Below are 24,362 nucleotides of genomic sequence, written 5' to 3' on the forward strand. Positions count from 1 at the left end.
ATCCGTGCCCCGAAGCGTCCGACGATGCGGTCGGCTTCCGGCGAAGTCGTGGCAGCGCCGCTCCGGCGGAGCGCACGGGCACACCGGAGCAGATATGGCACGGCGGCGTGACATTCCAGACACAGCCGCGCGCCGTCGCCCTGCGTGAGGGGCATGCGCACAGGTTTTGCGGGCCGCAGCCATTCCCTCGGCGACGCTGCGCCGCGGCGTTCCGCGCGCGGCGCGCGCTCTGAGCGCATCCATCGCCGGTCGCCAGCGCGCGGGTCAGCGGTTAAGCGTGGGCCGCCGATGCGAGGGGCGCAGCATGACCGACACCGTCTGGTGGAAGCGCGGGACCGTCTATCAGGTCTACCCGCGGTCCTTTCAGGACACGAACGGCGACGGCGTCGGCGACCTGCCGGGCATCACGGCGCGGCTGGACTACCTCGCATGGCTGGGGGTCGACGCCGTGTGGATCTCGCCGGTCTACCCCTCGCCCATGGCGGATTTCGGCTACGACGTGGCGGATTACTGCGGGATCGACCCGCTGTTCGGCACGCTGGCCGATTTCGACGCCCTCGTGGCGGAGGCCCATCGGCGCCGGCTGAAGGTGATCCTCGACTTCGTGCCGAACCACTCCTCGATCGCCCATCCCTGGTTCGCCGAGAGCCGGTCGTCGCGCGCGAGCCCGAAGCGGGACTGGTACATCTGGCGCGACCCGGCGCCCGGCGGCGGCCCGCCCAACAACTGGCTGTCGAATTTCGGCGGCCCGGCCTGGACGCTGGATGAGGCCACCGGCCAGTACTACTACCACGCCTTCCTGGCCGAGCAGCCGGACCTGAACTGGCGCAACCCCGCCGTGCGGGCGGCCATGCACGACGTGCTCCGCTTCTGGCTGGAGCGCGGGGTCGACGGGTTCCGGGTCGACGTGATCTGGCACCTGATGAAGGACGCGGGTTTCCGCGACAACCCGGCCAATCCCGACTACGCGCCGGGCTCGCCCGAGATCAACCGTTTCACCCAGGTCTACTCCGCCGACCGGCCCGAGATCTTCGACGTGATCGCCGGGATGCGGGCGGTGCTGCGCCAGTACGGCGAGCGGGTGCTGATCGGCGAGATCTACCTGCCGGTGGAGCGGCTCGTCGCCTATTACGGTCCGGACCTCACCGGCGCCGACCTGCCGTTCAATTTCCAGCTGATCCAGACGCCCTGGCGGGCCGACGCGGTGGCCGACCTCGTGGCGCAGTACGAGGCGGCCCTGCCCGAGGGCGGCTGGCCGAACTGGGTGCTGGGCAACCACGACCAGCCGCGCATCGCCGCCCGGGTCGGTCCGGCGCAGGCCCGCATCGCCGCGATGCTGCTGCTGACCCTGCGGGGCACGCCGACCCTCTATTACGGCGACGAGATCGGGCTCGGCCACGTGCCGATTCCTCCGGACCGCGCCCGGGATCCCTGGGAGCACAACGAGCCGGGACACGGCCGCGACCCGGAGCGCACGCCGATGCAGTGGGACGACAATCCCCAGGCGGGGTTCTCCACGGCCGAGCCCTGGCTGCCGCTGGCGGCGGATTGGGCAACCTGCAACGTCGAGAACCAGCGCTCGGACCCGGGCTCGATGCTCACGCTGCACCGGCGGCTGCTCGCCCTGCGCCGCGACCACGCGGCGCTCGCCGTGGGCGGCTACCGGGAGGTGCCGCTGGGGATCGCCGAGGTGTTCGCCTACGAGCGCTTCGCCGACGGGGCCGTCCTGCGGGTGCTCCTGAACTTCGGCGCGGCGTCGCAGGACCTGCCGCTGCCCGAGGGGGCCTGGACCGTGCTGCTCTCGACCCGCCCGGGGCGCGCGGGCGAGCCGGCCGGCCTGACCCTCGCGCTCGAGCCCGCCGAGGGGGTGATCCTGCGCCGCGCCGGGTGAGGCGAGCCGGCGCCCGGCCCCGGCGCGTCAGTCCGGGAACCGAACCGGGTGCCCGGCGCGCGCCGCCTGTCGGGCGGGGTCGCTCGGCCGAGCCCGCCGGGCGGGGCCCGGCGCCGTCGTCCCCGGCCGGAGCGCCGTATCCAGCGGCCGAAATCTGCCTCGGCGGCGCGATTTCTCGCTGCGATGCCACATAGGTAAGTGACGCTTAATCACCACGGTGGCCTATTTTGTGCGTCGCAACGGAACCGTCGCGGCGAAGGAGCATTGGCCGTGGTTGAGATCGTGACAGCCGTGCCTGCCCGGTCGACTGCCAGACCGGGGCATTCCGCCCGGCCAGGATCAATGCTGATGCTCGATGCGCGCCGTGGTGGTTCCTTCGCCGAGTGGTCGTCCGGCGAGGGGAACGGCGCCGGTCCCGTACCGGTTCCGGCCCGGCCGGCCTCGCTGCGCCGCCGCATCCTCTACGCGACGCCCGAGATGGCGGATTTCGTGAAGACCGGCGGCCTCGGGGAGGTCTCGGCCGCCCTGCCCCGGGCCCTGGTCCCGCACTACGACATCCGCGTCCTGATCCCGGGCTACCGGCAGGTCCGCGCCGCCTTCCCGGAGATCCCGGTCGTCGCCCGCCTCGAGGGATTCGCGGGCATCCCGGCCTGCGACCTCGGCCTGGTCGAGGCGGCCGACGGCCTGCGCATCTACGTCCTGCTCAGCCCCGACCTCTACGAGCGCGACGGCACGCCCTACGGCGACCAGCACGGCGATTTCGGCGACAACGACCTGCGATTCGCCCGCCTCAGCCTCGCGGCGGCGGACCTCGCCACGGGCGCCGATCCCGACTGGGCGGCCGACCTCCTGCACCTCAACGACTGGCAGGCGGCCCTGGCCCCGGCCTATCTCGCGTGGCGCGGCCGGCGGGTCCCGAGCGTGCTGACGATCCATAACCTCGCCTACCAGGGCCTGTTCCCCCGGGACGCCCTGCCACGGCTCGGCGTGCCGGACGCGGCCTTCCAAGTCGACGGCGCGGAGTTCTACGGGCAGCTCTCCTTCCTCAAGGCCGGCATCTTCTACGCCTCGCAGGTCACCACGGTGAGCGAGACCTACGCCCGGGAGATCCAGACGCCCGAGCTGGGCTGCGGCCTCGACGGGCTCCTGCGCACCCGCGCCGGACAGGGCCGGCTCGCCGGCATCCTCAACGGCATCGACGAGACCTGGGATCCGACCACCGACCCGCACCTCGCCACGCGGTTCGAGATCGACGACTGGAAGGGCAAGCGCGCCAATGCCGAGGCGGTGCGCCGGCAGTTCGGCCTCGCGGTCTCCCGCGGGCCGCTCTTCGCGATCGTGTCGCGCCTCGTGCACCAGAAGGGCATCGACCTGAGCCTGCAGGCGGCCGAGACCATCGTGGCCGGGGGCGGCCAGCTGGTGGTGATCGGCCAGGGCGAGGGCCGGTTCGAGCAGGCGCTCCGGGGCTTGGCCAAGCGCCATCCCGACGCGGTCGGCGTGCATGTCGGCTTCGAGGAGGCGCAGGCCCGGCGGATGTTCGCCGGCAGCGATTTCCTGCTGATGCCCTCGCGCTTCGAGCCCTGCGGCCTCGCCCAGATGTACGCGCAGCGCTTCGGCTCCCTGCCGATCGTGCGGCGGACCGGGGGCCTCGCCGACACGGTCGAGGACGGCGTGACGGGCTTCACCTTCGGGGAGGCTTCGGCCGCGTCCTTCGGGGCGGCGGTCCGCCGGGCGCTGGAGGCCTTCGGCCAGAAGAAGCGCCTCAACGCCATGCGGCGGCGGGCCATGGCGGCCCGCTTCGGCTGGGATCAGGCCGCCGACAACTACGCGGGCCTGTACGGCCGCGCCATCGGCAACAGCGTGGGACTGCGCTGGCGGGCGGCGTAGGGTCGACGTAGGCTGCACATCGGGCCGGGATGGCGGAGCGCGACGCGCCCTGTCTCCCGCGCGGGAGAGGGGATCCGAGCCGCACCCTGCCGTGCCGCCGCGCCCGCACCCGCGCTCCGGCTTCGCCGCGCGTGGCCCGCGGGGGGCGCACCCCGCGGGCGGGACGAGGGGCTCACCCCTCCAGCAGGAAGATCATCGTCGCCAGCGGCGGCAGGGTCAGCGACAGGCTCTGCTTCTGGCCGTGGCTCGCCTGATCGTCGGTATGGCGCCCACCCTGGTTGCCCAGGTTGGAGCCACCGTAGACCCCGGCATCCGAGTTGAACGCCTCGCGGTAGAAGCCCGCCTGCGGCACGCCGATCCGGTAGCCCTCCCGCGGCACCGGCGTGAAGTTCGACACCACGATGGCGACCTCGCCGGACTGCGCGCCCTTGCGGGCCCAGGCGATGACGCTGTTGTCCTGGTCGTCGGCCACCAGCCACTGGAAGCCGGTGTGCTCGACGTCGCGGCTGTAGAGGGCCGGCGTCGACACGTAGAGCCGGTTCAGGTCGCGGATCACGCTCTGGACGCCCTTGTGCAGGGGATCCTCCAGCAGGTGCCAGTCCAGGCTGTTGTCGTGGTTCCACTCCCGCTCCTGGCCGAACTCGCCGCCCATGAACAGCAGCTTCTTGCCGGGATGCCCCCACATGAAGCCGTAATAGGCCCGGAGATTCGCGAATTTCTGCCAGCGGTCGCCCGGCATCTTGCCGAGCAGCGAGCCCTTCCCGTGCACGACCTCGTCGTGGGACAGCGGCAGGATGAAATTCTCCGAGAAGGCGTAGAGCAGCCCGAAGGTCAGGTTGTGGTGGTGGTAGCGGCGGTGGATCGGATCCTCCTGCATGAAATGCAGGGTGTCGTGCATCCAGCCCATGTTCCACTTGAAGCCGAAGCCCAGGCCGCCCGTGTAGGTCGGGTGCGAGACGCCCGGCCAGGAGGTCGATTCCTCCGCGACCGTGATCGTCCCCGGGGCGTGGCTGTAGGTCGCCTCGTTGGTCTTGCGCAGGAAGTCGATGGCGTCGAGGTTCTCGTTGCCGCCGTAGCGGTTCGGGATCCACTCGCCCTGGCGGCGCGAGTAGTCGAGGTAGAGCATCGACGCGACGGCGTCCACGCGCAGGCCGTCGAGGTGGTAGTGCTCCAGCCAGAACCGGGCGTTGGCGGCGAGGAACGTCGCGACCTCGGTGCGCCCGAAATTGTAGATGTAGGTGCCCCAGTCCTGGTGGAAGCCCTGGCGCGGGTCGGCGTGCTCGTAGAGGTGCGTGCCGTCGAACAGGCCGAGCCCGTGGGCGTCGAGGGGGAAGTGGCCCGGCACCCAGTCGAGCAGCACGCCGATGCCGGCCGCGTGGGCCGCGTCCACGAAGGCCGCGAAATCCTCGGGCGTGCCGAAGCGGCTCGTCGGCGCGAACAGCGAGACCGGCTGGTAGCCCCAGGACCCGTCGAACGGGAACTCGGTGATCGGCAGCATCTCGATATGGGTGAAGCCCAGATCCTTCACGTAGGGGATCAGCCGCTCGGCGAGCTCCCGGTAGGTCAGGTAGCGGTTCCCCTCCTCGGGCACCCGCGCCCAGGAGCCGAGATGGACCTCGTAGACCGAGATCGCCGCGTGGCGCGGGTCCTTGGCGCCGCGGGTGCTCATCCAGCCGGAATCGCGCCAGTCGAAGTCGCCCGACCCGTGGGTGACCGAGGCGGTCTCCGGCGGGTGCTGGGCCGCGAAGGCGACCGGGTCGGCCTTGAGGGGCACCAGGGACCCGTCGGGGCCGCGGATCTCGAACTTGTAGCGGACCCCGGCCTTGAGGCCCGGCACGAACAGCTCCCAGATGCCGCCGTCCTGCCAGAGGCGCATCGGGTGGCGCCGCCCGTCCCAGTCGTTGAAGTCGCCGACGACGCTGACCTTGCGGGCGTTGGGCGCCCAGACGGCGAAGCGGAAACCGTCGATGCCGTCGAGCTGACCCGACTGGGCGCCGAGCATCCGGTAGACGAGGTTGGTGCCGACCTCGCGGAGCGCCGCCACGTCGTACTGCTCGATCGAGGAGCCGAAGCCGTAGGGGTCGTAGCGGCGGCGCTTGGCGCCGTCCCAGGACTCGACCTCGATCTCGTAGAGCGGCCGGTGCTCGCCCTCGACCCGGGCGACCCAGAACCCGTCCGGATGGCGCTTCTCGAACGGCGCGGTGCGGCCGTCCATGACCAGGGTGGCGGCCCGCGCCTCGGGCAGCACGGCGCGCACCTCCCAGGCCCTGGGCCCGACGCGGTGGGGGCCGAGCACCGCGAAGGGGTCGCCGTGATTGGCCGCCATCAGCGCGGCGATCGCGTCCGGGTGGACGCTCGGCGGCTGCGCGGCGCCGGAGCCCGGGACATCCGCGGACCGCGCCGTCGCCCCCTCCGGGTCGACCCGCGTTGCGAAGGTCTCGTCGATCGCCGTCATTCAGATGCTCCGGGCTCGTGTCCGTCCGTGTCCAGAATGGTGAGAACCCCACGGGCGGGGATTTCGATCCAGTCCGGCCGGTTGTTGGCCTCGTAGTCGACCTCGTAGAGGGCCTTGGTCAGCAGGCAGAGGCGCAGCAGCCGGGCCCTGGAATCCGCGTCGGTCACCGCCGCCCGGGAGCCCTCGACCGCGGTCTCGTAGCCCGCCAGGAACGCCGCCTCGATCATGCCGCGCCACGCGGTCGCCGCGTCCCGCGCCCGCTCCTCGGAGTCGGCGAACCGCGCGGTGATCTCCCGGATCACCGTCTCGGCGCCGTACGCGAAGGAGCGCATCAGCCCGGCGACGTCCCGCAGGGGCATCGACTTGGCCCGGCGCTCGTCGGCCGGGCGCGAGGGCTCGCCCTCGAAGTCGACGATGATCAGGTCGTTCTCGGCGACCAGCACCTGGCCCAGGTGGTAGTCGCCGTGGATGCGGGTCTTGTGGGCGCCCCGGACCGGCGCGGCGGTGAGCGACCCGATCAGCGCCTCGACCTCGCCCCGGCGCCGGCCGAGCTCCGCGCAGGCCGGCTTGCCGGCGTCGAGGCCCCGGTCGGCGAGGCCCTTGAGCGCCCGGAAGGCGCGCTCGGCCTGGTGGCGGGCGTCGCGCGCCAGCACGGCGAGGTCGTCCCCGGTGAACGGCTCGGCCGCGAAGGCCGGGTCGTCGGTCTCGATGGCGAGCGCCGCGTGCAGCTCGGCGGTGCGCCGGCCCAGCAGGTCGGCCCAGGGCCGGTGGGCCTGGAACGCCTCCTCGGGGGTCGCGGCCTCGCTCTCCGGGGTCAGCACCACGGTCTCGAAGTCCCGGCGCAGGCCCTCCAGCATCAGGGTCCAGGCGTCGCCCTGGTTCATGACGAACTTCTGCAGGACCGCGAGGGCCGTGCGGGTGCCGTCCTCGGCGACATGCTCCAGGGTGCCGAGCAGGGCCGGGGTGTTGGAGAAGCCCGCCTGCTCGGTGAGGAAGCGCCCGACCTCGATCTCGGGGTGCAGGCCCGGCTGCAGGCGGCGCAGCAGCTTGAGCATCATCTTCGAGCCGATGGCGATCGAGGTGTTGCTCTGCTCGCCCGAGAGCCGGCGGATGTCGGCCACGTCGACCGTGACGTCCGGGTCGAAGGCCGAGGTGACGGCGAAGACGAGCCGCCCGGTCTCCGTGGGGATCTCGCGGGCCTGCCGCATGTCGTCGATCAGGCAGGCGGCGAAGTCGTTGGAGCCGGCCGCGCCGTAGAGCAGGCCGGTGCGCGGTCCCCGGCGCACCCGCGCCACCGCGAAGGGCATGAGGGTCTCGTCCTCGCGGCCCTCCTCGACGCCCACGGGCACGAAGTATTCCTGGGTCTCGCCGCTGGCGAGCTGCACCTGCAGCCGCGGCAGCAGGAAGCGCGCGCTGCCGTCGACGTCCTTCAGGGCGGCGCAGTCGACGACCTTCGTGGCCTTGATCCGCGAGCCCTTGGCGCCGAACCAGCGCCGGCTCGTCAGGAACGGCGGCACCACGGTGCGCTCGAAGGCGACGCGCTCGCGCCCGCTCATCAGGGTCTCGATCCCGCCGGTGAGCACCAGGGTGAACAGCTCCGGCGGCTCCTGCTGCGGGCCGACCACCCCGGAGCGCGCGGCGCTCAAGCTGAACCAGTAGAAGCCGTAGGACGGCAGGGTCAGCAGGTAGGGCAGGTCGCCGATCGGCGGGAACTCGGTGCCGCCGGTGAGCTCGATCGGCACCGCGGTGCGCAGTTCCGACAGGTCGAGCTGCACCGCCTGCGGCGCCCGCGACAGGTTCGCCACGCACAGGATCCGCTCGTCCTCGTGCTCGCGGATCCAGGCCAGGACCTTGCGGTTCGACGGGTACAGGAACTGGATCGTGCCGCGTCCCAGCGCGACGCTGTTGTTGCGGATCGCGATCATGCGCCGCGTCCAGTTCAGGAGGCTCGTCTGGGCCTGGGTCTGCGCCTCGACGTTGATGGCGTCGAAGCCGTAGATCGGGTCCTGGATCGCCGGCAGGAACAGCTTCTGCGGGTTCGCCCGGGAGAAGCCGCCGTTGCGGTCGGGGCTCCACTGCATCGGCGTGCGCACGCCGTCGCGGTCGCCGAGATAGATGTTGTCGCCCATGCCGACCTCGTCGCCGTAGTAGAGCACCGGCGTGCCGGGCATCGACAGGACGAGGGACTTCATCAATTCGATCTTGCGCCGGTCGTTCTCGAGGAGCGGCGCGAGGCGGCGGCGGATGCCGAGGTTGATCCGGGCCCGCCGCTCGGCGGCGTAGAACGACCAGAGATAGTCACGCTCCTCGGCCGTGACCATCTCGAGCGTCAGCTCGTCGTGGTTGCGCAGGAAGATGGCCCACTGGCAGCCCTCCGGGATCTCCGGGGTCTGGCGCATGATGTCGGTGATCGGGTGCCGGTCCTCCCGGGCGATCGCCATGTACATCCGCGGCATCAGCGGGAAGTGGAACGCCATGTGGCACTCGTCGCCGTCGCCGAAGTACTGGGCGGTCTCCTCCGGCCACTGGTTGGCCTCGGCGAGCAGCATCCGGTCCGGATACTCGGCGTCCAGCGCGGCGCGGATCTTCTTGATGACCTCGTGGGTCTCGGCGAGGTTCTCGCAGTTCGTGCCGTCGCGCTCGATCAGGTAGGGGATCGCGTCGAGCCGCAGCCCGTCGACGCCCATGTCGAGCCAGTAGCGCATCACCTCGATCACGGCCTCCAGCACGGCCGGGTTGTCGAAGTTCAGGTCCGGCTGGTGGCTGTAGAACCGGTGCCAGAAATACTGCTTGGCGACCGGGTCCCAGGTCCAGTTCGACGCCTCGGTGTCGAGGAAGATGATGCGTGTGTCCTTGTACGGCTCGTCGGTGTCCGACCAGACGTAGAAGTTGCGCTCCGGCGAGCCGGGCGGCGCCTCGCGGGCGGCCTGGAACCAGGGATGCTGGTCGCTGGTGTGGTTGATGACGAGCTCGGTGATGACCCGCAGGCCGCGCTCGTGCGCCGCCTCCACGAAGGCCTTGAAGTCCTCCATGGTCCCGTAGGACGGGTTGATGTCCCGGTAATCGGCGATGTCGTAGCCGTCGTCGCGCAGGGGCGAGGGGTAGAACGGCATCAGCCAGATCGCCGTGACGCCGAGGTCGCGCACGTAGTCGAGGCGCTGGGTCAGGCCCACGAAATCCCCGATCCCGTCGTTGTTCGAGTCGAAGAACGACTTGACGTGGATCTGGTAGATGATGGCGTCACGGTACCATTGCGGGTCGCTGCGATCGATCATCGCGTCGCTGCCTCATCGGTCGGATCGGACGGGACCGGCGCGGTGACCGGCCGGGGCGCGGGCGGGGGGCCGCCGCGCGGGTGCGGGGGGTGGCGACGGGCAGGCCCGCCGCCGGATTCAACGGCCATGGCCGCGTGCCGGAGGGTCGAGTGCCACGGGCGGCCTCAGCCCGCAACCCGCCGCGGCGCCCGGAGGCGCCAGATCACGCAGGATCGCTCGGCCGGATCGAGGGCGATGCGGTGGGTCTTGCCGCGCAGCTCGAACCGGTAGCCCTGCAGCAGGTCCTCGACCTCGACGGCGCCGTCATCGGGCAGACCGAACAGCCAGAGCGGCACCTCGTAGGTGCATTCCTGGCGGTTCTTCGGGTCGAGGTTGACCATGGTGAAGACGCAGTTGTCGCGCTCCGGCGTCGCCTTGGCGTAGGCGATGATGGCGTCGTTCCAGGCGCCCGTGAAGGTGACGTTGCGGAAGTCCCAGAGGGCGGGGTTCTCGCGCCGGATCCTGTTCAACTTGACGATGTGCTCGCGGATGTTGCCCGGCCGGTCGTAGTCCCAGGCCTTCAGCTCGTATTTCTCGGAGTTGAGATACTCCTCCTTGCCCGGGTACGGCGCCGCCTCGCACAGCTCGAAGCCGTTGTAGATGCCGTAGACCGACGAGAGGGTCGCGGCGAGCGTGCCGCGGATGACGAAGCCCGCGCGCCCGCTGGTCTGGAGGAAGTAGGGATTGATGTCGGGCGTGTTGGCGAAGAAGTTGGGGCGGTAGTACTCGCCCATCTCGCCGGCCAGCTCCAGGGCGTAGTCGGTGAGCTCCTGCTTGGTGTTGCGCCACGTGAAGTAGGTGTAGCTCTGCTGGTAGCCGGCCTTGGCGAGCTTCTTCATCATCTTCGGGCGGGTGAAGGCCTCGGCGAGGAAGATCGCGTCCGGGTAGCGGCCGTTGACCTCGCCGATCACCCATTCCCAGAACGGGATCGGCTTGGTGTGCGGGTTGTCGACCCGGAAGATGCGCACGCCCCGCGCGCACCAGCCGAGCAGGATGTCGCGCAGCTCGATCCAGAGCGAGGGCAGGGCCCCCCCGTAGAAGTGGACGTTCGAGATGTCCTCGTACTTCTTCGGCGGATTCTCGGCGAATTTCAGCGTGCCGTCGGGGCGCCACTCGAACCATTCCGGGTGGTTCTTGATCCAGGGATGGTCCGGCGAGCACTGGATCGCGAAGTCGAGGGCGATCTCCATCCCGTAGGCGTGGCTCGCCGCGACCAGCCGCTCGAAATCCGCGAGCGTGCCCAGCTCGGGATGCACGGCCTCGTGGCCGCCCTCCTCCGCGCCCACCGCGTAGACCGAACCGACGTCGCCGGGCTCGGCCTTGAGGGTGTTGTTCTTCCCCTTGCGGTTGGTGCGGCCCACGGGGTGGATCGGCGTGAAATAGAGGACGTCGAAGCCGAGTTCGCGGATCTCGGGCAGGCGCCGGATGACGTCGTCGAAGGTGCCGTGGCGGTTGACGTCCATCGACTGCGAGCGCGGGAAGATCTCGTACCAGGCGGAGAACCGGGCCGCGAGGCGGTCGGCGATCACCGGCAGGGTCACGGGATAGCGGGTCAGGTTCACCCGCTCGGCGTTGCGGCGCACGAGGCTCGACGCGTCGGGCTGGAGGATCCGGTCGAGCTGGGCGGCCGAGCCGGTCTCCTCGGCGGCGAGCGCGGCGACGAGCGCGGCGAGCCGGTCGGCGTCGCGGCCGCCCCGGGTCCGGGCCAGCGAGGCGGCGGTCCCGACCAGCGCCACGCCCTCGATCGTCTCCAGGCGGACATCGACGCCGGCGGCGCGCTTCTTGAGGGTGTCGCGCACCCAGGACGAGAAGGCGTCGCGCCACGCGATCAGGGTGAACTCGTAGCGGGCGTTCCGCTCCAGGGGGAATTGCCCGGCCCAGCGGTCGTTGTCGACGAAGACCATCGGGTCCTCGCGCCACGCGTCGCTGCCGGCGACCCGCGACAGGATCGCGGCGTCGATGATCTCGTGGCCGTCGGAGAAGATGTCGGCCTCGACCCGCAGGGACTCGCCGACGATCCGCTTCACCGGCGAGCGGCCGCCGTCGATCTCAGGCGCCACGGCCTCGATCACGACCCGCCCCTCCCCGTCCGGCGCCCCGCGCTCGGGGAACCGGGCGACTTCCTGGGCGGTGGCCGCGAGGATGCGCAGCTCGCCCGGCATCAGGTCGATGGCGCTGCCGGGATGGAACGCGATCGGCTCGGCCTCCGGGGTCCGGTCGACGAAGGCGCCCAGCATCCCGCCGGTGCGGGCGATGAGCGCGCCGGCCTCGACCGGCACCGGCCTGTCGGTCGGGTTGTAGAGCACGATCAGCCCGTGCCGCGCCGAGGCCGGGTGGCCGGTGTCGAAGCGGGCGAGCGCCACCAGATCGCTGTCGGGGGACGAGATGCGGATCTGCGCGCCCTCGACATTGGCGGCCGGCAGCTCCGCCCGCAGGGCGTTGATGGCCCGGATGGACGCGGAGATGTCGATGCCGGTCTCGTTCTCGCGGTCGCCCGGGGTGGTCTCGACCACGTGCAGCGCCCGGCGGTAGCCCCACTCGTAGCCGATCGGCATCAGCACGCCCGCCGAGAAGAAGGCGGCGAGCGCGTAGCGGGTGCGCAGATGCGCCGCCACCGCGTCCGGGCCGCCGCCGATCTCGGCGGCGAGCCGCTTCATGTCGTGGTTCTCGGGGAAGGCGATGGAGGGGGCCAGCACCCGCAGGCGCTCGTACTGCTCGAGCGCCCAGGGCTTCCTCAGGTCCCACCACGCGAAGGAGTTGAACAGGTAGTCGAAGCCGGCGCCGGCCGTGGCCCGGGCCTCCTCGAAGGTGCAGCCGAGGGTCTCGGCGGCGAACAGGCAGGCGGGATCTCGGCTCTTGGCCTGCCCGATCAGGACGCGCCACGTCTCCGGCGGCACCTTGTAGGCGGCATCGCACCGGAAGCCCTTCGCGCCGAGGCTCTGGAGATGCGCCACGTAGGCGCCCCAGATCCGGGTCAGCTCATCCCGGGCGGAGGGGGTGTGGTAGTCGAGCTCGGCGAGGTCGCCCCAGACGGTGCGGATCGACGGGTCGTCCGGATCGACGGCGGCCGGGTGCATGATCGAGCCGTCGGGCTCCTTCATGAACAGGTCGGGCCGCTCGGTGGCGAGCCGCGCGTTGTCGGCGGTGTGGTTGATCACGAGGTCGGTCATCACCGACAGGCCCAGCGCCTCGGCGGCGGTGCAGAAGCGGCGGATCTGCTCGTCGTCGGGCGTGCCGTCAGGATCGCGGAAACGCTCGTCGAGGCGGTCCGGGTCGGCCACCGCGTAGAGACTCCGGGAGCCGCCGGTCTGGTGGAACGGGTTGAGGTAGACCCAGTCGAAGCCGAGCGCGGCGATCCGCGGCAGCTCGGCGGTCCAGTCCGAGACGCGCCCGACCAGGAGCGGGAACAGGTTGTAGATCCGCGGCCCCTCGGCCCGGGGCGCCAGCGCGGCCGGCAGGACGGCCTCGGCCCCGGACGTCGCAGCGGCTTTGGTCGGTGCGTTCATGCTGCCTCTCGGCTCCCGTTCCCAGTGTCGTAACGCCCGAACCGCGCGGGCGTGCCTCGCGATCCGGTCCGACGTGTCTCAGCAGACGCGCGTGACAAGGCCGCGGCGGCGGCATCGAATGAACTGCCCGGAGCGCCCCCGTCTCTGCGAGCGCAGCGCAGAGATCCAGCAGCGCCACGTCCGCGAACGTCGCGCTGCCCTGGGTCGCGTCGCTGCGCGCGCGACGACGGCGCGGTCACGGTTCCCGCCGCAGCACCGCGTAGGGCAGGTCGCGCAGGAGGATCCCGAGATCGGCCCCCTCCCCCTCGACCACCCGTCCCGAGGCGAGGTCCCGCCAGCGGCTGCCGGCCCCGAGATCGACCCGGGTGCCCGCGAAGGCCTCGCCCGACCAGACGGCCTCCCCGACGGAGCCCGCCACCAGCCGCGGCACCGCCACGAACAGGTCGCCGCCTTCCTGGACGGGATCGGTCCGCCGGTAGGCGATGACGTGGTCGGCCCGTGCGCCGGTCGCCGCGACGGGCTCGTAGGCGGCGCTCGCGTAGAAGTCCGGGCGCTCGGCCCGCTCGGCGAGCAGCCGTGTCAGCGTCGCCTGCTTGACCCGCCCGTCCGGCCAGTGGCCCAGCAGCTCGGCGGGCGCCCCACCCTCTTCCAGCATCCGCTCCAGGGCCGGGTAGTCCACCGGGCGGCGGTTGTCGGGATCGACGAAGGAGAAGTCCCAGATCTCCGTGCCCTGGTAGGTGTCGGGCAGGCCCGGCAGGGTGCATTTCAGGACCGTCCGGCCGAGGCTCGCCAGCATGCCGAGATGGGCGAGCCGCCGGGCGAAGGGCCGGAGTTCCCGGAGGAAATCCGAGCCGGGGGCGATCAGCGCCGTGAACAGCTTCTTGACCGCGCCCTCGTAGACCGCGTCGACGTTGACCCAGCTCGACCGGCGCTTGCCCTCGCGCATGGCCTTCTCGCCGTAGGCGATCAGCCGATTGCGGAAATCCTCGATCGCGCCTGCCTCGTCCCGCTCCAGCAGCTCCAGGGGCCAGGCGCCGAGGATGGCTTGAAGGAACATCCACTGGTCGTTGGCGTCGGGGGCCGGCTCGCCGTCGATCCGGGCGAGGTGCGGGCCGGCGACCCGCTGCCACAGGTCCCAGGCCTTGGCCCATTCCTCGGGGATCTCCGAGAGGGCGAGCAGCCGGGTGCGGGCATCCTCGCCGCGCTTGGTGTCGTGGGTCGCCGTGGTGATCATGGCGTTCGGCCAGTCCCGGGCGCGGGCGACCTGCAGATCGTGGAAATGCTCCGCGTCGATCCCGTACTCGCCCGGATCGCCGCCGACCTCGTTGAGGCCGAGCAGACAGGCGTACCGGTAGAACAGCGTGTCCTCCAGGCTCTTGGCCATGACCGGGCCGGTGAGCTGCTGGAACCGGCGGCGGAAGCGCAGCACCACCCGCGGGTCCGGCCGGCCGGGTCCCGCCGTCTCGATCCGCCCGAGCAGGACCTCGGCGGCGAAATCGTGGACCGAGCGGTCGGGCAGGCTCGACCAGCGCTTGGCCTTGGCCACCGCCCCCTCGATCAGCCGGACATCCTCGGGCTCGACCTCGCCCTCCTCCAGCTCCGGCGGCAGGTAGCTCCGGTAGGTCGGGAAGCGCGCGATGATCTCGATCAGCGCCCGGCGCAGGGCGTTGACGGTGAAGTCGCGGGTGCGCCGGTCGCCATCGGCGACCTCCTTGAGGTCGGAGGTCAGCACCTCCAATTCGCTCGCGAAGCTGATCTCCAGGATCTCGGCCTTGGCGGCGCGGAGTTGGAAACCGTAGGGCTCGTCGAAGCCCGTGGCCCAGGTGTAGAGCCGCTCGATCTTCGCGCGCTTTCCCTTGTCGACCAGGATCCCGTCGAGCTGGTTGAGCACGTCGTAGCCCGTGGTCCCGGCCACCGGCCAGGGCCGCAGCCGCTCCCCCGGCTCCAGGATCTTCTCCACCACCACGTAGAAGCCGGGGCCGACCGCCGCCTGCAGCGCCCGCGCGTAGCCCAGCGGGTCGGCGAGGCCGTCGATGTGGTCGATGCGCAGCCCGTCGATCCGGCCCTCGCGGACGTGCCGGAACACGGTCTCGTGGGAGCGGTGGAAGATGTCGGACAGCTCGACCCGCAGGCCGGCGAGCGAGTTCACGTCGAAGAAGCGGCGGTAGTTGATGTCGCTCGAGGCCACCCGCCAGTGGGCGAGCCGGTAGGCCTGGGCCTCCAAGAGCCGGTGCAGCGGCCCGAAGCTGTCCGGGCGGCCCTTGAAGCCGTTGAGCAGCGCCAGGGTGCTGGCGGTGGCCTCCTGGATCAGCGGCGACACGCCGTAGATCTCGGCGAGCCGGCGCTTCAGCCCCTCGGCCTCCTCGGGGAAGGTCTTGCGGCGGGTCTCGTCGGTGTCGATCGCCATGGCCCGCAGCCGCTCGGAGATGGCGAGCAGCTCCGCGGTGGTGTCGTCGTCCACGGCCCCGATGGCGGCGATCACCCGGTTGAGGATGGTCGGGTAGCTCAAGGGGCGGATCGGCAGCTGGTGCTCGTAGTGCCAGACGCTGAAGGCGCCCTTGTCGGGGTCGAACCTCAGCTCCAGCGTGCCCTTCTCCAGGGCCTCGCCGTAGCGGTCGCCGAGGAACGGGATCACGAGGTTGCGCCCGGCGCCGAGCCGCTGCCAGTCGATGTCGAAGGCGTCGGCGAAGGGCGACAGGGAGCCCCACTCGAGCACCGACAGCCACCACGGATTGTCGGACCCGCCGACGCCCATGTGGTTCGGGACGATGTCGAGCAGCAGCTTCATCCCGTGGGCGTGGAGCGTCTCGGAGAGCGCGATGAAGCCCTCCTCGCCGCCGAGTTCCGGGTTGATCGCGCCGTGGTCGACGATGTCGTAGCCGTGGGTCGAGCCGGGCCGCGCCTTCTGGAGCGGCGAGGCGTAGACGTGGCTGATCCCGAGCCGGTGCAGGTACGGGATGATCTTCCCCGCATCCGCGAAGGTGAAGTCCTTGTGGAACTGCAGCCGGTAGGTCGCGCGCGGCGGCGGCGCGGCGAGCCGCGCGGCGCCCGAGCGCGGGCCCCGCGCCTCGGCCGAGAGGGCGGCCGCGAGCTTCGCCAGCGGCCCGCCTGGGGCGGCGATGTCGGCCAGGTCCCGGTCGAGCTTGCGCCGCCAGTTCGGGTAGCCCTCGGTCGAGCCCGGGACGTTGGCCTGGGCGAGTTCCGAGACCACGTCCTCGTACTGGACGGCCGTGAGCATCGCGGGGGCCCGGGCGAGATAGCGGGCGGCGGCCTCGAAGGGCGCGGCGTCCGGGGGCTCGGCGGAGGGGATGAGCTGCTCGGCCGCCAGCGCCTCGGCGAGGCGGCGGCGCTCCACCACCCGCTCGCCCCGCTCGGCCTCGGCCCGCTCCTGGTCGTAGAGGCCCAGCGACTGGCGGGTGTCGGTGTCGACCCCGCGCCACCAGCCGACGAAGGTCGGCAGGTCGTGGGTGGTGATGGCGGTGAGCGCGTCGCGCGGGTAGGCCGCGGGCGGCTTGAACCGTCCGTCGCCCTCGCGCTCGAAGGCGAGGATCCGGTAGCTGAGCACCCCGGCCCGCATCAGCGCGTCGGAGAAGCCCTCCGGGGCGGTTCCGAGATCCTCCGCGATGACGAGGCACTTGTTGCGGTGGCTCTCCAGCCGCAGCACCGCCAGCATCGGCTCGAACGGCATCGCCACGTAGGCGCCGGCCTGGGCGCCGGCGCCCAGCGGGATCAGGAACAGCCGGGCGAGCTGGAAGGCGTGGTCGATTCGGATCGCGCCGGCGTGGCGCATGTTGGCCTGCACCAGGGCCCGGAAGGCCGCGAGCCCGTCGCGCTCCATCGCCAGCGGGTCGAAGGCTGGCAGGCCCCAGTTCTGGCCCTTCGGCGCCAACAGGTCCGGCGGCGCGCCGATCGAGACCCTGTCGGCGAAGCGCTCGGGATGCGACCAGATCTCGGAGCCGCCCCGGTCGGCGCCGACCGCGAGGTCGCGGTAGAGCCCGACCCGCATGCCGGCGCCGAGCGCCGCCGCGGAGGCCTCGGCGAGCTGCCGGTCGGCGAGGTACTGCAGCCACGCGTGGTAGCCGACGAGGTCCGCGTTCTCCGCCGCGAAGGCCCGCACCGCGTCCGTGCCGGCCCGGCGATAATCCTCCGGCCAGTCGCCCAGCCAGTGGGCGCCCCGCTGCCGGAAATGCTCGGACAGCGCCTCGAACAGGGCGTGCGATTCGAGATCCTCGCCGCCCTCCTGGCGGAACTGCTCGAAGCCCGCATCGGTGCCGGCGCGGGCCGGCGACTCGGCCCAGAGCGCCCGGAGCACCGGGTCGAGCACGTCGTGGACGCCCTGGTGGTCGACGAGGGCCGCCTCGCGCAAGGCCGTGATCGCGTCCGCGCGCTCGGCGAGCAGCGCCTCGGCCCGGGACCCGGCGAGGCCCGGCAGGCTGCGCGGGGCGATGAACAGCGTCTCCAGGAACAGGCGCGAGGAGGGCGAGTAGGGCGAGATCTTGGTCCGGTCGGAGCCGAACAGGGCGTGGACCGGGCTCAAGCCCAGGAAGGCCGCCCCGCGCAGGGCGGCCTCGCGGGCGGCCTCGCCGGCATCCGCGTATGTGCCGATGCCGATATTGGTCGCCGAGCGCAGGCCGTAGAGCTGGGCGGCCAGACCCCAGTCGGAGGCCCCCTCCTCCGTGTAGGGGCGCGGGCGCCAGCAGCGCTGGGGTGCGGCGATCACCCAGGATTCGGTGCGGGTCGGCCCGGCCTGCACGATGAGGCGGTGGTAGCCCGGCGTCAGCGGCGGCAGCTCGAAGCTCGGCTCCGACCCCTGCGGGTTGGCGCGTCCCTCGCGGGCGGTGCCGCGCTCGTCCACGAGACGCCAGACCAGCGTGTGCGGCGCGCCGTTCTGCGGCCGCACCGGGACGCGGGCGGCCCGGCGGGCCTCCACGGGCAGGAGCGGCGGGATCAGGCCGCGGCGCAGGCGCTCGACCTCGGCCAGGCTCCCGGCGATCGCGGCCTCGTCCTCCACCGCGAAGCCCAGCGCGGCGAGCAGGCCGCGGCGCACCTCGAGCGGCGTCTCGACGGGCTTGCCGAAGGCGTCGGTGTAGCCGGCGGCGACGCCGACGAGGTCGGCCAGCTGTTCCAGGGCGCTCACGAGCGGGACTCCGTCAGGAACACGCCGGTCCAGGATGGGAGATCGCGTCCGGCGCCGTCCGGGGCATTGGTCCAGACCGGCTCGGCACCGCCCGGATCCAGCGCGAAGGGCTCGGTCCCGACATTGGCCACGAAGCGCAGGGTCCCGGCGCCGAAGCGCCACGTGCAGTCGACCACGTCCGGGCGCGGCAGGGTGGCGGCGGCGCCCTCGTAGCCGGACTTCGCCAGGGGCACGACTGCGTCGCGGCGCAGCCCCAGGAGCCGGGTCGTCTCGGCCAGCACCTCGCGGTGGGGCGAGCGTTCCCGCTCGGACCAGTCGAGCTTGGACGCCGCGAAGGTCTCGGCCTCGGTCGGGTCGGGGATCTTGGAGGTGTCGTCCGCGAACGCCGCGAAGCTCTTGAACTCCCGGCGGCGGCCGTCGCGCACCGCCTTGTTCAGGTCCGCGTCGGGCGCGAAGTCGACGAAGAACAGGAACGGCGCCGAGGCCGACCATTCCTCGCCCATCCAGAGCATCGGGATCTGCGGCGCCAGCAGGAGCCCGGCCCGGGCGAGGTCGAGTTTCCGGGGATCGGCCAGGTGGTTGAGCCGCTCGCCGAGCGCCCGGTTGCCGACCTGATCGTGGTTCTGGAGGAAGGTCACGAAGGCGGAGGGCGGCAGGTGCCCGGAAGGCTCGCCCCGCGGGTGATTGTCGAGGGTCGGGAACGGCTCGCCCTGGTAGGCGAAGCCCTCGGCGAGGCAGCGGGCGAGGTGGGCGACCGGTTTGTCGGCGAAGCTTTTATAGTAGCCGGCGTCCTCGCCTGTCAGCAGGACGTGCCAGCAATGGTGCAGGTCGTCGGCCCACTGGGCGTCGTGCATCTTCGGGCGCCCGGCGGCGTCCCGCTCGAGCCAGCGGGCCTGGTTGGCCTCGTTCTCCAGCATCAGGTGGATCTGCCGGTCCGGGAAGGTCTTGCGGACCGTCTCGCCGAGCTCGGCCAGGAAGTGGCGGGGCGAATCGTCGAGGATCGCGTGGACGGCGTCGAAGCGCAGGCCGTCGAAGCGGTACTCCTCCAGCCAGTACAGGGCGTTCTGGATGAAGAACTGCCGCACCGTGGCGCCGCTCTCCTTGCCGTCGAAGTTGATCCCCGCGCCCCACGGCGTCTGGTGCCGCTCGGTGAAGAAGGTCTTGGCGTAGGCGTGGAGGTAGTTCCCGGCCGGGCCGAAGTGGTTGTAGACCGCGTCGAGATAGACCATCAGCCCGAGACCGTGGGCGGCGTCGACCAGGCGCTTGAGATCGTCCGGGCGACCGTAGGCGCCGTCCGGCGCGTAGGGCTGGACGCCGTCGTAGCCCCAGTTGCGCGAGCCCTTGAAGTCGGCGAGCGGCAGCAATTCGATGGCGGTGACGCCGAGCGCCTTGAGGTCGGGCAGCCGGGCCTGCAGGCCGGCATAGGTGCCCTCCGGCGTCGCGGTGCCGACATGGCACTCGTAGATCACCGCCTCCTCGAAGGGCCGCCCGGTCCAGCCCGCGTCGGACCACTCGAAGCTCCGCGGGTCGATCACCTCGCTGAGGCCCGAGACGTCGTCCGGCTGGAAGCGCGAGGCGGGATCGGGGGCGACGAGGTCGCCGTCGATGCGGAAACCGTAGCGGGCGCCGGGCTTCACCCCGGGCAGGGCGGTGCGGCGCCAGCCGCCGCCGGATTCGGGCAGGGGGTGGTCGGCGCCGTCGACGACGAGGTCGACGCTCTCGGCGGTGGGCGCCCAGAGGGCGAAGCGGACGCCGCCCTCGACCATCTCGGCCCCGAATTCCATGCTGTGGGCGCGCCGCATCGGGCCACCGTCCTCGTCATTGGCCGCGCGCACCGGGACGCAAGCGCGGCAGGATCATCTGTCGTGGGAGAAGGCCCCGGGCCCGATCCGGTTCCCGCAGCGCAGCTATGGCGGAGCGGCCGCGTGGCAATGGGGTGACGGCGGGGGGGACGGCGGGGCGTGACGGCGGGGGACGGCTGGGGCTGCGGGCGGCGGCAGGGATCACGGGCCGCGCGGAAACTAAGCCGCAGTTCCGTCGGCGCGGGGCGGCCCTATCTTGCCCGGCCGGCACTCTCGTCGGTCTGGGAGCGGACACTGGGTCGGGCGCACATCATCGGCATTCACGGGCTCGCCAACAAGCCGCCCCGGGATGAGAAGGCCGCCTGGTGGCGCGCCGCGATCCGCGAGGGGCTCGACCGCAATCTCGGGCTCCGGGTGGCGGAGGCCGACCTGTCCTTCACCTTCGTGTACTGGGCGGACCTGCGCTACCCGCAGCCGCTCGCGGGCGACCGCAACCGCGAGCCCTACCGCCCCGATCACGGCCTCGGGCCGTTCCCCTCCCCGGCGGGGCAGCCGGACCGCGCCGAGCCGACCCTCACCGACCGGATCTACCGCGGCCTGTCGCACCTGCAGGAGGCCGCCGGGCTGACGCCGGTGGACGACCTGATCTTGGAGTACCGCCTCGACGACCTGTGGGGCTACTACGAGGACGCGGCGTTCCGGGCGGCGGCGCGGGCGCGCCTGCGCGACGCCCTGGCGGCGGCCGCGGCGGACCGCGTGCTGATCGCCGCGCACTCGATGGGCGGCCTGATCGCCTACGACGTGCTGCGCGCCGCCGAGGCGGACGGGACGCCGATGCCCCGCTGCGACCTCGTCACCCTCGGCGCCCCCCTCGGGCTCGCCGAATTGAAGCTGAAGCTCGCCGACGAGCACGGCGATCTCCGGGTGCCGGCGGCGCTCGCCGCCTGGACCAACCTGATGGACCGCCAGGACATCGCCACGGTGGGCGACGACCTCGCGGCCCTCTACGCGCCGAACGCCGCCGGCGTGCGGGTGCGGGACGTGCCGGTGATCAACGCCTACCGGAGGCCGGACGGCGCCGAGAACCGGCACAAGTCCTACGGCTACCTGCGGACCCCGGAATTTTCCCGGGTGCTCGCCGCGTTCCTGGACGCCCCGGGCTGAACGGGCCTCCGGGATCCGGTCAGAGCCGGCCCGGCACCGCCTCGCGCAGGACGCGCTCGGTGGCGGCGTCCTCGATCTTGTTGATCAGTCGCTTCGCCTCGTGCTCGTCGCGCAGGGTCTTGGCCAGGGTGAAGGTCGTGCCCGTGAGGAACAGCGACGCCATGGCGAGGTAGCCCTTGATCCAGATCTCGGCGGGCAGGAAGAAGATGCCGATCGTCAGCATGGCGGCGGCGGCGGCGAAGCTGACCAGCGTGAAGGTCTTCCAGGCGCCGGTATGGGGCATCTGCGGTGTCATGGTGCGGTCTCCAGTGGAATCTTCGGACGGGAAAACGTGCGGCGCCGGTCAGGCCCCGGCCCTGAGGCGGTCGAGCACCGCCCGCGGGTCCGTGCGGGGGCGGCCGTAGCCCGCCGCCTCGAGATCGGCCTCGATCCCGCCCGCGGCCTCTGCCTCGAGCTCGGTCAGCGCGGCGGCGACGTCCGCCTCGGCCGCCTGCCGCTCGCGCAGGCGCGCCAGCGTCCGCTCGGCCTCCCCCAGCGCCCCCGCCGACAGGGTCGTGACCCGGCGGCCCTCGAGGCCGGCCCGCCGCAGCGCCTCGGTGGTGCGGGCGGTCTGGAGCCCGCGGTCGAGGTCCCGCAGCCGCTCGCCGCCCTCGGCGACGAGGCGCTTCAGCCGCTCGACCTCCGCGGCGAAGCGCTCGGCGGCGGCCCGGCGGTCGGCCCGCTCGTCCTCCAGGGCGGCGATGTGGATCGCCGCCTCGGTCCCGAGATCCTCGCGGCCGTCGCCGAGCGCCCGGCGCGCCCCGTCCGACAGGGTGTCGATCCGGCCGCCGATCGCCGCCAGGGCGCGCGCCTCGGCGGCGTGGTAGGCCATGGCGACGGCCAGTTCCCGCCGGGCGGTCGCCAGGGCGCCGGCGGCGTCCCGGATCTGCTGGCGCAGGATCGTCACGGCGTGGGCGTCGTGGATCGCCTGGGCGTTGTCGGCGATCACGCCGCGCATCAGGAAGGAGAGGGTCCTCATCACGGTTCACCTCGCGGGAACGACGGGCCGGACCGCGTCCGGATTTGATTGAACGTCGTTCATAAAACAATTGAACACGGGACGCGCCGGGCCGCAAGGGATAAAATGAACGACGTTCATAAAAAAGTGAGGGGGCGGCCGCGGAAGGAGCCGGGCGACCGGGCGGCCGATCGCCGGGCCCTGATCGAGGCCGCGGTGGCGATCCTGAACGCGGGCGGCGCGGCGGCGCTGACCGCCCGCGGCGTCGCGGAGCGGGCCGGCACGGCGGTCGGCTCGGTCTACGCGCAGTTCGACAGCCTGGAAGCGCTGCGGCTGGAGGCGAACGCCGTCACCATGCGCCGCCTCCGCGACACCCTCGCGGGGGCGCTGGCGGCCTGTCCGTCGCGGGAGACGGAGGCGCGGCTCCTGTGCCTGGCCGACGCGTACCTCGCCTTCGCGGGCGAGCACCACGCGGCCTGGGCGGCGATCTTCGAGCGCCGCACGGTGCCGGCGCCGGACTCGGTGCAGGCCGACATCGCGGCCCTGTTCGGGATCCTGGAGGGGGTGCTGCGCGACGGCGGCCGCCTCGCCGAGGCGGCGATCCCCGTGATGGCGCGGGCGCTGTGGTCCAGCGTCCACGGCATGACCTATCTCGCCGATCTCGGCGGCCTCGGGCCCCTCGGCGTGGACGACGTGCGGCCGATGATCGACGCGCTGGTGCGGGCGGCCGTGCGGGGTTTTTCGGCGGGCTGAGCGCCCGGCCCCCGCCCAGGCCGCCGGGACCTCCGCCAGGACGCTTTCACCCCTTGGTCGAGCTCGTCCGAACCCCGGGCGAGGCCGCGGGCGGCCGCCAGCACCTGCGCGGAGGCGGTCCCGGTCTGGGCGGCGCCCCGGCGCAGGCCGACGGCGTTCTCCGACACGCCCTGGACACGCCCTGGACACGCCCTGGACACGCCCTGCGCCCCGTGGCGGCGCTCGCCACCGCGCGCCCGATCTTCGCCCGCGCCCCCGCGCAGATGATTTCAACAGGCAGGATTTTGCAGCTTCTGCGTTCGCGGACCGTGAGGACGGCCTTGCGCGCACCGGCCCGAGCCTGTCCACTCCCCGTCCAACGAAAGCCCGGCTCCGCTCAGGATGATGCCGGGCCACAGGGAGAAGCGTCATGGTGCGTACGTCGCGGACGAGCTCGTTTCTGCCGGGCCGCCGCCGGCTCCTGCGGACGGGATCGGCCCTCCTGCTGGCCGGGCTGGCGCTGGCCGCCCCCGCCCGGGCCGACGATGCCAAGGTCCGGATCAGCCGGCAGCCGGGTTTCGTCTACCTGCCCGCCGTGTTGGCCGAGCAGCACAAGCTGATCGAGAAGCACGCCAAGGCCGCGGGCCTCGGGGACGTCACCGTGGAGTGGGTCAACCTGACGAGCGGCGCCGCCGGCAACGACGCGCTGCTCTCGGGCAACATCGACATCGTCGACAGCGGCTCGACCAACATGCTGCTGCTCAACGACCGCACCAAGGGCGACGTGAAGGGCCTGTGCGGGGTCGGCACCACGCCGATGATGCTGCTCACCCGCAACCCGGACGTGAAGGAACTCAAGGACTTCTCCACCAAGGACAAGATCGCCCTGCCCTCCGTGAAGGTCTCGTCCCAGGCGGTGCTCCTCCAGATCGCCGCCAAGAAAGCGTTCGGGCCCGAGAACGCCACCAAGCTCGACCCGCTCACCGTCCAGCTCGGCCACCCGGACGCGGTGGCGGCCCTGGCGAGCCCGCACAACGAGGTCAACAGCCACTTCTCGCTGCCGCCGTTCCAGCAGCGCGAGCTGCAGGACCCGGCGATCCACAAGGTGCTCAACTCCTACGAGCTGGTCGGCGAGCCGGTGAGCAACGCGATCTTCTACGCCCGGACCGGCTGGTACAACCGCAATCCCAAGCTCGCCGCCGCCATCGTGGCCGCCATCGACGAGGCCAACGCCGAGATCGCCCGGGACCCGCTGAAGGCCGCCAGGGACTACGTGGCGGCGACCAACGAGAAGACCCCGCCCGAGACGCTGGTCGAGATCATGAAGGAGCCGGGGACGAACTTCTCCACCACCCCCTACGGCATCATGCTCCAGGCCCGGCACTTCTACGCGATGAAGACCATCAAGGCCGAGCCCAAGGACTGGAAGGACACGTTCTTCCCGATCGTCCACAACCTGCCGGGGAAGTAGGCCCCG

12 protein-coding genes are annotated in these 24,362 nt (G+C 72.0%); 5 read left to right on the forward strand and 7 right to left on the reverse strand.

All coding sequences use genetic code 11. The features are described 5' to 3' along the window. The first annotated feature begins 304 nt into the window (after nucleotides 1-304). Nucleotides 305-1,891 (forward strand): alpha-amylase family glycosyl hydrolase, encoded by a 1,587-nt coding sequence (locus J3A75_RS12570; RefSeq protein WP_012318578.1) that lies wholly within the window; start codon nucleotides 305-307, stop codon nucleotides 1,889-1,891. A gap of 348 nt (nucleotides 1,892-2,239) precedes the next feature. Continuing rightward, nucleotides 2,240-3,778 carry a glycogen synthase GlgA gene (gene glgA, locus J3A75_RS12575; protein WP_076730223.1) on the forward strand — a complete coding sequence of 513 codons (1,539 nt, stop codon included), beginning with the start codon at nucleotides 2,240-2,242 and terminating at the stop codon, nucleotides 3,776-3,778. 172 nt (nucleotides 3,779-3,950) lie between these two features. On the opposite strand, the gene glgB is transcribed toward glgA, so the two are convergent. The 5 genes from glgB to treZ all read right to left on the reverse strand — a co-directional run bounded on the left by glgB (nucleotide 3,951) and on the right by treZ (nucleotide 19,992). Continuing rightward, nucleotides 3,951-6,233, reverse strand: a complete 2,283-nt coding sequence (glgB, locus tag J3A75_RS12580; RefSeq protein ID WP_012318580.1) for a 1,4-alpha-glucan branching protein GlgB — start codon at nucleotides 6,231-6,233, stop codon at nucleotides 3,951-3,953. Then, nucleotides 6,230-9,508 (reverse strand): maltose alpha-D-glucosyltransferase, encoded by a 3,279-nt coding sequence (gene treS, locus J3A75_RS12585; protein WP_012318581.1) that lies wholly within the window; start codon nucleotides 9,506-9,508, stop codon nucleotides 6,230-6,232. The genes glgB and treS overlap by 4 nt, the downstream gene beginning before the upstream one ends. 164 nt (nucleotides 9,509-9,672) lie before the next feature. Next, a complete protein-coding gene (locus J3A75_RS12590; protein ID WP_063110524.1) occupies nucleotides 9,673-13,053 on the reverse strand; it encodes a maltotransferase domain-containing protein in 3,381 nt (1,126 codons plus the stop codon). A 235-nt stretch (nucleotides 13,054-13,288) separates the two neighbouring features. Then, nucleotides 13,289-18,190 carry a malto-oligosyltrehalose synthase gene (locus tag J3A75_RS12595; RefSeq protein ID WP_063110525.1) on the reverse strand — a complete coding sequence of 1,634 codons (4,902 nt, stop codon included), beginning with the start codon at nucleotides 18,188-18,190 and terminating at the stop codon, nucleotides 13,289-13,291. Further along, nucleotides 18,187-19,992, reverse strand: coding sequence for a malto-oligosyltrehalose trehalohydrolase (gene treZ, locus J3A75_RS12600; protein ID WP_012318584.1), 1,806 nt, complete (start codon nucleotides 19,990-19,992; stop codon nucleotides 18,187-18,189). The genes J3A75_RS12595 and treZ overlap by 4 nt, the downstream gene beginning before the upstream one ends. 159 nt (nucleotides 19,993-20,151) lie before the next feature. On the opposite strand from treZ, the gene J3A75_RS12605 reads away from it, so the two are divergent. Beyond that, on the forward strand, nucleotides 20,152-21,156 hold the full coding sequence (locus tag J3A75_RS12605) for a hypothetical protein (protein WP_274852329.1): 1,005 nt from the start codon (nucleotides 20,152-20,154) through the stop codon (nucleotides 21,154-21,156). A 19-nt stretch (nucleotides 21,157-21,175) separates the two neighbouring features. Here the strand turns inward: J3A75_RS12605 and J3A75_RS12610 are convergent, their stop codons facing one another. Both J3A75_RS12610 and J3A75_RS12615 read right to left on the reverse strand, forming a co-directional pair. Then, a complete protein-coding gene (locus J3A75_RS12610) occupies nucleotides 21,176-21,451 on the reverse strand; it encodes a YiaA/YiaB family inner membrane protein (RefSeq protein WP_012318586.1) in 276 nt (91 codons plus the stop codon). Between the two features lie 48 nt (nucleotides 21,452-21,499). Then, a complete protein-coding gene (locus J3A75_RS12615) occupies nucleotides 21,500-22,174 on the reverse strand; it encodes a PspA/IM30 family protein (RefSeq protein ID WP_012318587.1) in 675 nt (224 codons plus the stop codon). A 105-nt stretch (nucleotides 22,175-22,279) separates the two neighbouring features. Here J3A75_RS12615 and J3A75_RS12620 point away from each other — a divergent pair, with 105 nt between their 5' ends. Both J3A75_RS12620 and J3A75_RS12625 read left to right on the forward strand, forming a co-directional pair. Then, nucleotides 22,280-22,906, forward strand: coding sequence for a TetR/AcrR family transcriptional regulator (locus J3A75_RS12620; RefSeq protein ID WP_209650264.1), 627 nt, complete (start codon nucleotides 22,280-22,282; stop codon nucleotides 22,904-22,906). Nucleotides 22,907-23,315: 409 nt separating this feature from the next. Further along, complete coding sequence (locus J3A75_RS12625) at nucleotides 23,316-24,356, forward strand: ABC transporter substrate-binding protein (RefSeq protein ID WP_024830447.1); 1,041 nt, start codon at nucleotides 23,316-23,318, stop codon at nucleotides 24,354-24,356. Nucleotides 24,357-24,362 lie beyond the last annotated feature (6 nt).

The organism is Methylobacterium sp. PvP105 (genome assembly GCF_017876975.1).
GTDB classification, from domain to species: Bacteria; Pseudomonadota; Alphaproteobacteria; order Rhizobiales; family Beijerinckiaceae; genus Methylobacterium; species Methylobacterium radiotolerans.